The organism is Leptolyngbya sp. FACHB-36 (genome assembly GCF_014695955.1).
GTDB lineage: Bacteria > Cyanobacteriota > Cyanobacteriia > Leptolyngbyales > Leptolyngbyaceae > FACHB-36.
This window is the reverse complement of the sequence record NZ_JACJPG010000111.1, coordinates 1-2,785: the sequence shown is the minus strand read 5'-3', so window position 1 is coordinate 2,785 and position 2,785 is coordinate 1. Positions and strand designations below refer to the sequence as shown.

General features: G+C 52.5%; 4 protein-coding genes. 3 read left to right on the top strand and 1 reads right to left on the bottom strand.

The window, feature by feature from the left end:
- The 3 genes from H6F43_RS01545 to H6F43_RS01535 all read left to right on the top strand — a co-directional run.
- The coding region (locus H6F43_RS01545) for an ABC transporter permease (protein ID WP_190340262.1) at positions 1-291 on the top strand (291 nt) is incomplete at its 5' end.
- A 63-nt stretch (positions 292-354) separates the two neighbouring features.
- A complete protein-coding gene (locus H6F43_RS01540; protein ID WP_190340261.1) occupies positions 355-1,044 on the top strand; it encodes a DUF2711 family protein in 690 nt (229 codons plus the stop codon).
- Between the two features lie 266 nt (positions 1,045-1,310).
- Positions 1,311-2,180, top strand: a complete 870-nt coding sequence (locus H6F43_RS01535) for an ABC transporter permease (RefSeq protein WP_199290097.1) — start codon at positions 1,311-1,313, stop codon at positions 2,178-2,180.
- Between the two features lie 65 nt (positions 2,181-2,245).
- Here H6F43_RS01535 and H6F43_RS01530 read toward each other — a convergent pair.
- Positions 2,246-2,785, bottom strand: a 540-nt coding sequence (locus H6F43_RS01530; protein WP_190340260.1) for an alkaline phosphatase D family protein, incomplete at its 5' end; no start/stop codon positions are given.

Below are 2,785 nucleotides of genomic sequence, written 5' to 3'. Positions count from 1 at the left end.
AAAGGCGTTCCGGCACGCTGGGTGATTTTTCGGCACGCGCTCAAGAATGCTCTGTTGCCTGTTAGCACGATCGCCGGACTGCAATTCGGGACGCTGCTGGGTGGCGCAATTTTGACGGAGACGATTTTCGCGTGGTCGGGCATCGGTTCATGGCTTTACGAAGGCATCCTGACGCGGGATTATCCAGTTGTGCAGGGCGGCGTACTGGTCATTGCGATCGTCTTTGTGCTTGTGAATCTACTGGTGGACATCTCCTACGTCTTTTTCGATCCGCGAGTGCAATATAAGTAAATAGGGGTATCGAACGTTTCCTTCTCATCAATCATGTAACTCTGCCATGAGATTTGATCTGCCATGAAAGAGATAAATCCACGAATTGTAGTTCCTCAGGACGACGGCGATGTAATTGAGTGGTTTAAGGGACACTTTGACAGTGTTTACGCGGTTCTCCATCCATTCGAGCGCGTATTGCCTGAGCACCACAACTTATTCATGAAATCTGATACTGGACCGACGAGAACACAATTAAAAGAATTGGCGAGTCCGGTTTCTTGGTCAGAGGTTCTCAAGATTACTAACCTACCTACAATTCAGCGACTCAATCGAGTTCTGTCAGAAGGAATCGGAGCCATTCATCGAAAGCATCTCGAAGAAGTTGCAGCGTTTCGAGCACAGTTGAAATCAAATAATATTCTTGAACCAGGCGAAGGAGGTTTTCCAGACATTCTATTAGATGATTTTCTGCATTCGTTTATGGATTGGGGTTACGAAGCAGTCGTGGTTGGTAATGAATGGGGCGATCGAGCAACCAAGTACCGCATTAGCGACCTTTTAAGTCGGGACTATCCCACAGTAGACGAGGTAAATGAGACGCTATACAGTGAAGATTTTCGGTTGCTCTATGGGGGCCACTGGGATAGCTTTTACACGTTTCTCTGTGGTCCACACGAAATGGTCAGCAAGATTGTCGAAAAATACAGCTTTGAAGGATTCTTCTTTGAACCTGGAATGCATGTTTACTGGATGGATGAGGATTGTGAGTAGTAGAGCCAGCGTATTTAGAAGCGTATGACGACTTTAGTACAGAAATTTCTAAATTCGTTCGATCGTCTACCAGCGTCAGAGCGTTTAGAAGTTGCATCAGAAATTTTGAGGCGTGTAGTTCAGACAGATAGTTGAGTCAGTTGCAGAAGCAATTTATAGTTTGCATGAGTTGCTAGATACGATCGATCTCCAAAGACGCTATTTAAGCCCTCGCAACTTCTCAAGTGACAACTAGTAATCAACCGTAGGCTGTATGAGTGACAACGATGGAGCAACGTGAATTTATGCGATCGGCTCCTCGATCGCTCCGTCGTTTTTGGCAGTCTAGCTCCGGCAGGATTGGGCTGGTGCTGGCGATCGTTCTCACGCTTATCGCGCTGCTGGCTCCGGTTTTGCGCCCGTACGATCCCACGACCGATCGCGATTATCTAGCGCGACTAGCAGCACCCTCAGCCGCACACTGGTTTGGCACCGACGCGCTGGGGCGCGATCTGCTAACGCTTGTGTGGTACGGCATTCGCACCTCGCTAGTGGTGAGTCTGGTGTCAGTGAGTCTGGGGTTAGGCGTGGGGCTGGGGCTGGGCCTGATCGCCGGATACGTTCGTGGACCGATCGAAATAGCGATCGGCTGGCTGACCGATATTCTGCTGGCGTTTCCGTCAATTTTGCTGGCGATCGCGATCGTCACGGTAACAGGTCCGGGGCTGCAAAGCGCCATGGTCGCGGTTGGCGTCGTGCAGATTCCCATCTTCATTCGTCTGACGCGGGCGATGGTGCTATCGCTGCGGCAGCAAGGATTTGTAGAAGCAGCACGAGCGCTCGGAGCGTTTCCCAGTCGCGTACTGCTTCACCACATTCTGCCAGCCAGCCTTGCGCCGATCGTCGTGCAGGCGACGCTGGCGATCGGAACAGCAACGCTGGAAGCGGCTGGGCTAGGTTTTTTGGGGCTAGGTGCTCAACCGCCGACGCCAGAACTGGGAACGATGCTCTCCGATGCCTTCAAGGGCGGCTATTCGCTTTCGGCTCCGTGGACAACCGTGTTTCCTGGACTGCTAATCACGCTGACAGTGCTGGCGTTTAATCTGCTGGGCGATGGGCTGCGAGATGCTTTGGACCCACGATCGAGCGATCGCTAGGTCCAGAGCTATCTGCTGCTTCAGGAGTTAAAGCAATTCGGAATTTGGAATTCGGAATCCGCAATTCAGGCACGCTGAGCGCCGGGTTTGCCGTCTTCGACCACAAACGACGCCAGCGTGCGAATCGTCGCCTCTGGCTCGGTAATCGTTGAAACGACGCGATAATCGCTTTGCCAACGATCGCGGCTGAGCGTGCAGCGCACGTAGCCCCGGAATGCTCCGTCAAAGAACTTCGTGTGGGGATTGTTCGACAGCGCCAGCGTAACTGGCTCAATGAATTGAGTCGGGAAGTCTGAGGTAATCGACGTTGCCACGAACTCCGTGCCCAGCGTTTGAGAATCGGGACTGTTGAAATCGCGCTTGATGTCGTGAACCCAGCTAGAGTGAATGTCTCCGGTTAGGACGATCGGGTTCGAGGGCTGTCGCTGCTCCAAAAACTCTAGCAGGCGAGTGCGGGCGGCGACGTAGCCATCCCACTGATCGACGTTAAACGCCTGAAGGTTTGGACGCGCATCAAAGTCATATTGCGAGAACATTACCTGCTGAGCCAGCACATTCCAGCGGGCTTGCGATCGCTGCAACCCTTGAAGCAGCCAGCGCTCTTG

Bases quoted from the DNA above. Each gene is read 5' to 3' on its own strand.
- H6F43_RS01540 (WP_190340261.1), top strand. From the start codon at position 355: ATGAAAGAGATAAATCCACGAATTGTAGTTCCTCAGGACGACGGCGAT.
- H6F43_RS01535 (WP_199290097.1), top strand. From the start codon at position 1,311: ATGGAGCAACGTGAATTTATGCGATCGGCTCCTCGATCGCTCCGTCGT.